The sequence below is a fragment of the Devosia sp. genome, from assembly GCF_028290645.1.
Lineage (GTDB): Bacteria > Pseudomonadota > Alphaproteobacteria > Rhizobiales > Devosiaceae > Devosia_A.
Window position 1 is genome coordinate 1 of record NZ_JAQGJL010000054.1, and the last position, 5922, is coordinate 5922.

Below are 5922 nucleotides of genomic sequence, written 5' to 3' on the forward strand. Positions count from 1 at the left end.
CGCTCACGCCAACGTGGTGGATGCTCTATGGCGCAGCGGACGCCCCGCGGTCACACACGAGCCGCCCGCTGCTTTCGGATACCCCCCGTTGCGACGGAAAAGGGCATCCTCGGGGCAAATAAAGCTATGGTGACGAGTTGGGTTCCCAGTGGGTACTTCGGTCCGCGCTATTCCGGACAACGACCCGTTTTGCGTTTGCGGTACCGGAGTACGAGATAGGCGCCGCCAGCTGCGAGGAAGGCCAGTCCTGCCCCGGCGATGGGCCCTGAAGCCCCACCGCAAACTTGCCGCCCGGCCCCCAGCCATTGCCGTTGGCGTTCGGATTTGAGCTGTATGCGGTGCAGCCCGGCATCGAGCCCTTCGGCTAGAACGTCGTGCCAGACCCGACGCGCCCCATAAGGGTCGACTAACCGGCCTGCGTCATTGCGAGGCAGGCGATCCCTGATGGATCCGGCGAAGTAGCCTTTGACAAAATCCTTGCCGCGGTTCGCCGAATTCGGGACATCGAAGACGCGCGCAGAATGGCCGCTTTGGGCCCAGAAACCGGCCTTTTGCCTACCCGCCCGGAGTCTCACACCTCAAGACTCCACGGCATGGCCGCCCCTACCCCACTTGGTTTAGAGTCACGGGGTGTCGGGGCTTGATAGTTGCATGCTCATGCATATATCTTCGGGAAGAATTCAGCCTGGAGGCTAGCAAATGCAATTCGGAATCTTCTCTGTCAGCGACATCACCCGAAATCCGCTCACCAGCACGACGCCGAGCGAAGCGGAGCGGATCGACGCGACCGTTCGCATCGCGCAGCGCGCCGACGAGGTCGGGCTCGACGTGTTCGCCATCGGCGAGCACCATAACCCGCCGTTTTTCTCCTCCTCCCCAACGACGCTTCTCGCCAGCATCGCGGCCCGCACGCAACGGATCATCCTCAGTACGGCCACCTCGCTCATTACGACGAACGATCCGGTGAGGATGGCGGAGGAGTACGCGATGCTCCAGCATCTTTCGAAGGGCCGGATGGACCTCATGCTGGGCCGGGGCAACACGGTGCCGGTCTATCCCTGGTTCGGCCAGGACATCCGCAACGGCGTGGCGCTGGCGCTCGAGAACTACAACCTGCTCCATAAGCTCTGGCACGAGGATGTGGTCGACTGGCAGGGCAAGTTCAGGAAGCCGCTCCAGGGCTTCACCTCGATCCCGCGTCCGCTGGACGACGTGCCGCCCTTCGTCTGGCACGGCTCGATCCGCACGCCCGAGATCGCCGAGCAAGCGGCCTATTACGGTAACGGCTATTTCGCCAACAATGTGCTGGCGCCCAACTTCCACTTCCTGCCGCTGGTCAACTTCTATCGCCAGCGGTTCGAGCACTACGGGCACGGCACCAAGGAGCAGGCCATCGTCGGCCTGGGGGGGCAGGCCTTCATCGCCAGGAACTCGCAGGACGCCTACGAAGGCTTCCGGCCCTACTTCGAGGGCAACCCGATCTACGGCACAAGCTACGGCCTCGAGGAGTATGCACGTAACACCCCGCTCAGCGTCGGCAGCCCGCAGGAGATCATCGACAAGACGTTGACCTTCCGCGAGGCCTTCGGCGACTACCAGCGCCAGCTTTGGAACGTCGATGCAATGGGGCTGCCGGTCGAGACGGCGCTCGAACAGGTCGAACTGCTCGGTACACAAGTGGTGCCGGTGCTGCGCAAGGAGATGGCGTCCCGGCGTTCGCCCGGTGCCGCCGATGCGCCGACGCACAAGGACCTGGTCAAGACAAAGTACGGCGATGCCGCGCCGCGCCAGCCAACGCCGAACCCGAACCGCGGCGACAACCTGACTGGCGCTCGTCCCTACCAGGACACGGATGCGAGCGTCAGTGCCACTCTTCCACTGGCGGGCTGACCATGGCCCGGGACACCAGACTGGCCAATCAGGCGTGGGAGGCACTCTTCCGCGCCCAGGCAACCATAGCGCAGGAACTGACGGCGGGAGACGTCTGGGGCGATCTCGCCCCGAGCGAATACGGCGTCCTCTATGCTCTTTCGACGGCGCCGGCCGGCCTAAGGATGTCCGAGCTCAGCAAGGACGTGTTGCTCAGCCAGGCCGGGCTGTCGCGGCTGATCGGGCGGCTCGAAACCCGCGGTCTCATCGACCGGCAAACCGATCCTGACGATGCGCGGGCGAGCATCCTGCGCCTCTCCAAAGCCGGCGTGCATGTGCAGCGGCGCGTCGGCGCCATGCACGGTCGGCATGTCGCCGAGGCGCTGTCGTCGCGCCTCGGCGACGACCAACTCACTACGCTCAGGGAGCTGTGCGAACGGATCCTCGCTCCTACGGCGTCAACAATGGAAGTCCCCAAATGACCAAGGCGTTTCAGAACAAGGGTGAGCCCGTGCGCCTTGTTGTCATCAATGCGGGCGTGAGCGACCCCTCGTCCACGCGGATGCTGGTGGACCGTGTCGCCCAGGCGAGCCTCGACCGTCTCTCGGCAGCGGGGCTCACGACCTCTATCGGCATCATCGACCTCGCCCCGTTGGCGGTCGATATCGCCAAGGCCATTGTCGCCGGCTTCCCCAACGACAGGGTGCAGTCCGCCATCGACACGCTGGCCCGCGCCGACGCGATCATTGCCGCGACGCCGGTCTACAAGGCGGGCATAAGCGGGCTGTTCAAATCCTTCATCGACCTCATCGACAACGACCTGCTGATCGCCAAGCCGGTGGTGCTCGCGGCAACCGCCGGCACGTCGCGCCACGCCATGGTCGCGGATGAGCAGATGCGTCCGCTGTTCGCGTTCCTGCGGGCGATGCCGGTGCCCACCTCGATCTTTGCCGCACCCGAGGACTGGAGTTCTCCCGAGTTCGGCGCCCGGATCGACCGGGCCGCCACCGAACTCACCCAGTTCGTGCTGAGCGGTGTCGGCCGCTCCATCACGGACGCGGCCTGGCAGGGCTATCAGCACCAGTTCGCCGGCAACGCCACCCAGGCGGAGCGCAAGGCCGATGATGTCAATTTCGGCTCCGACCTGATGCGGCTTGCAGCAGGCGGATCGCTGCTGTCACGGGACTAGCGGGCGGGTGAGAACAAAACGGCGCTCGAAGGCGCCCTGGCGGGAGTGGGTTGTCCCGGCCGCGGCCGACTGGCAGACAACTCCACCGCGTGGCACTAGGCTTCTTCGGCATCGGGACCAACGTCGCTGCGACTGACGTCTTAAATAACGTTGAGCGCGATCCGACGTGGTGATGAAATCAAAGAGCGCTTGGATGCTCGGGGCGCCGGAAAGTTGCTTTGGGGACAAAAGCAGCCGTTCGAGAACATCAGCGGATTTTCGAGTGGGTTGCGGACGACCACCCGGTTGCCTCAGCCGGGCGCAGGACCTACTTGACCGATATGACGTCAAACGCGACTTGCGGTAGAGCGCTGATCGAGTCCTGGACGCTTCCGGCTGCTGCTAGGCTTGGCTCGTCAATCCGCTCCAAAGGTATCTACCTTGAGGTCCGCGCCCGTTTGCCGGCGGCGGCACGAAAATCACTCACTGTGAAAGCCGGCGAGCTCACGCTGCGGATGCCTGAGGGCGCAACTGACGAATTTGCAACAGCATCGGCGGTCATCTCCAGGACCCTCGAGGGCATCGAGAGCCTGCCGGTGATACCCCGCGAAATTGAAGATATTCTTGGGATCTCGGCCACAGAGAGGCACAGGTGGCTGAAAGACGGCCGCTTGCCCAGCTCTGGCACCCGCACGGTGAAACTTCGTGGCCGGGCAAAGGTTACGTTCCACATCTTCGACCCGCGTGTGGTGGAAGACATTCTCGACCGTGGCGTGATCGATAACTGGCGCGAGGACGACGCGGAGAAGCCGTCGAGAACAGGCGTCGCGCGGCTTGGAAGGCAAAACTGACGCGCGCGAAGACGGAAAGCGGAGAGGGATTACCTAGTTCCGACAGCGAGGATGAGGCGGACCGTTTCAAACTGCGCGGCTGGGCAGAGTTCGAGCGCGACGGATTATTTCGCTGACGGCGCGATGCAGACATTCCAACCGATTATCGCCTGCCAAGAAGTCGGCCGGTGAACTGGTGGTGGAATGAATCGCGACAATGCCAAGTGCGAGATAGCCCAGTAGAGAATGGCCCGACTGCATCGCGAATGCGGGCTCCGAACTAGCCGTCTCCAGTTGGCATGGTGGGTTCGAGCCGAATGTACGCGACCCTTCCGAGGGTTAGCCTACAACTACGTGCACTACAAAAAACACCAGCAATATCACTGAGTTAATGGCGGGGAAGGAGATGCGAAATGGCGATGGAGTTGATCTTCCTAACCCTCGGAAATGTCTAAGGAATTTTCGGGGTGGTCTGTCGAGCGGCAATCGCACTATGTGCGATGCTGATCAGGCATAACGAAAGTGTCGTCTTGGCCATGATCAAACGGTCGCAGAAATTACCTAGCGAACTCTACGAGTCCCTGACCTAGGACCGAGGTCATCAGCGACTGAGCCTGGCCACCCAGGTCGAGGTCGACTTCTGCGATCCTCGCTCGTAGCCCATCGATACCGATAGCTCGTCGGCGGCGTCGCGCGTCATTTCGGCGAATTTGACAACCCTGTCGTCGGGCACCCGGAAGGTCGGAGCAAAGACCGCCAGCGCGCCCACAATGGAGCCGGTGTGGTCGAGCACGGGCGATCCTATCGAAGTCAGGCGGTCGGCGCGAGTGACGGCATAGGCATAGATTCAACGGCAACATTCCACTCTCGTCGGCTATACGCCGTGCAGCCTTCCGCTTTGGCAGCCAAGAAGATTAGCCGCGGCGGCGGCCTGTGGCGCTGAATCTAAAGCCAGCGCCTCCAAGTCACTCTGACAGAATCTTTTTCTGACCGCGCAACCGACTGCCTTTCGCCGACTTATGGGTTTTCGTAGGGGTGTATCCTGTGGGACTTTAGGGGAAGCATAACATGAGCGCATCGGTTGCGACGGCTCAGCTTGACCGCCGGCAGATTCTGACGGCGCTTCGGGGTTTCAGGCGTGGAGATTTCAGCGCGCGGTTGCCCGATCACTTTGACGGCCTGGACGCCGAGATCGCGCAAACCTTCAACGAGATCGTGGAGCTGAATGGCGAACTGACGAGCGAGTTCGAGCGGCTGGGTCGTGTCGTCGGCAAGGAGGGCCGCATCGGAGAGCGTGGCCATGTGCGCAACGCTACAGGAAATTGGGAGGCCAGTGTCCGGTCGATCAATGAACTGATCGAAGACATGGTTCAGCCTACCGCGGAAGTGGCTCGAGTTATCGGCGCCGTGGCCAAGGGTGACCTGACGCAGTCAATGAAGGTCGAAATCGATGGTCGTCCTCTACGAGGCGAATTCCTGCGCATCGGCAAAATCGTCAACACCATGGTCGGCCAGCTTGCCTCGTTTACTTCCGAGGTCACGCGAGTCGCGCGCGAGGTTGGTACCGAAGGGAAGATTGGGGGCCAAGCGCGTGTAAGGGGCGTGGCAGGGACGTGGAAAGACCTCACCGACAACGTCAACGCGATGGCCACAAACCTGACTGCCCAAGTGAGAAACATCGCCGAAGTCACCACGGCGGTGGCCTCGGGCGATCTGTCCAAAAAGATCACCGTCGATGTGAAAGGCGAAATCCTGGGTCTGAAAAACACCATCAACACGATGGTCGACCAGTTGAACTCCTTCGCCTCCGAAGTAACGCGCGTGGCACGCGAAGTGGGCACCGAGGGCAAGTTGGGGGGTCAGGCTCGCGTCGAGGGCGTAGGTGGCACCTGGAAGGATCTAACCGACAACGTCAACCTGATGGCCGCCAACCTCACGGGCCAGGTGCGTAACATCGCCGAAGTCACCACGGCGGTGGCCTCCGGCGATCTGTCCAAAAAGATCACCGTCGATGTGAAAGGCGAAATTCTCGAACTCAAGAACACCATCAACACG

At 62.1% G+C, this 5922-nt stretch carries 5 protein-coding genes and 1 pseudogene; 5 read left to right on the forward strand and 1 reads right to left on the reverse strand.

Going from position 1 to position 5922, the window contains the following annotated elements:
- Nucleotides 1–699 precede the first annotated feature (699 nt).
- The 4 genes and pseudogenes from JWQ89_RS02920 (at nucleotide 700) to JWQ89_RS02935 (ending at nucleotide 4004) form a co-directional block, all read left to right on the forward strand.
- Complete coding sequence (locus tag JWQ89_RS02920) at nucleotides 700–1890, forward strand: CE1758 family FMN-dependent luciferase-like monooxygenase (RefSeq protein WP_299638258.1); 1191 nt, start codon at nucleotides 700–702, stop codon at nucleotides 1888–1890.
- Nucleotides 1891–1892: 2 nt separating this feature from the next.
- Nucleotides 1893–2351 (forward strand): MarR family transcriptional regulator, encoded by a 459-nt coding sequence (locus JWQ89_RS02925; protein ID WP_299638260.1) that lies wholly within the window; start codon nucleotides 1893–1895, stop codon nucleotides 2349–2351.
- The gene (locus JWQ89_RS02930) at nucleotides 2348–3058 is read left to right on the forward strand and encodes a CE1759 family FMN reductase (RefSeq protein ID WP_299638262.1); all 711 of its coding nucleotides are present in this window, start codon (nucleotides 2348–2350) and stop codon (nucleotides 3056–3058) included. Before JWQ89_RS02925 ends, JWQ89_RS02930 begins: the two co-directional genes overlap by 4 nt.
- Nucleotides 3059–3378: 320 nt before the next feature.
- Nucleotides 3379–4004, forward strand: a pseudogene (locus JWQ89_RS02935) (hypothetical protein).
- 464 nt (nucleotides 4005–4468) lie between these two features.
- On the opposite strand, the gene JWQ89_RS02940 reads toward JWQ89_RS02935, so the two are convergent.
- Entirely contained in the window at nucleotides 4469–4714 is a 246-nt protein-coding gene (locus JWQ89_RS02940) for an IclR family transcriptional regulator C-terminal domain-containing protein (RefSeq protein WP_366143959.1), read from the reverse strand.
- A gap of 221 nt (nucleotides 4715–4935) precedes the next feature.
- Here JWQ89_RS02940 and JWQ89_RS02945 point away from each other — a divergent pair.
- On the forward strand, nucleotides 4936–5922 hold a 987-nt coding region (locus tag JWQ89_RS02945; RefSeq protein ID WP_299638264.1), incomplete at its 3' end, for a HAMP domain-containing protein.

Coding starts and splice junctions, on each gene's coding strand:
- JWQ89_RS02920 (WP_299638258.1), top strand. CDS start 700: ATGCAATTCGGAATCTTCTCTGTCAGCGACATCACCCGAAATCCGCTC.
- JWQ89_RS02925 (WP_299638260.1), top strand. CDS start 1,893: ATGGCCCGGGACACCAGACTGGCCAATCAGGCGTGGGAGGCACTCTTC.
- JWQ89_RS02930 (WP_299638262.1), top strand. CDS start 2,348: ATGACCAAGGCGTTTCAGAACAAGGGTGAGCCCGTGCGCCTTGTTGTC.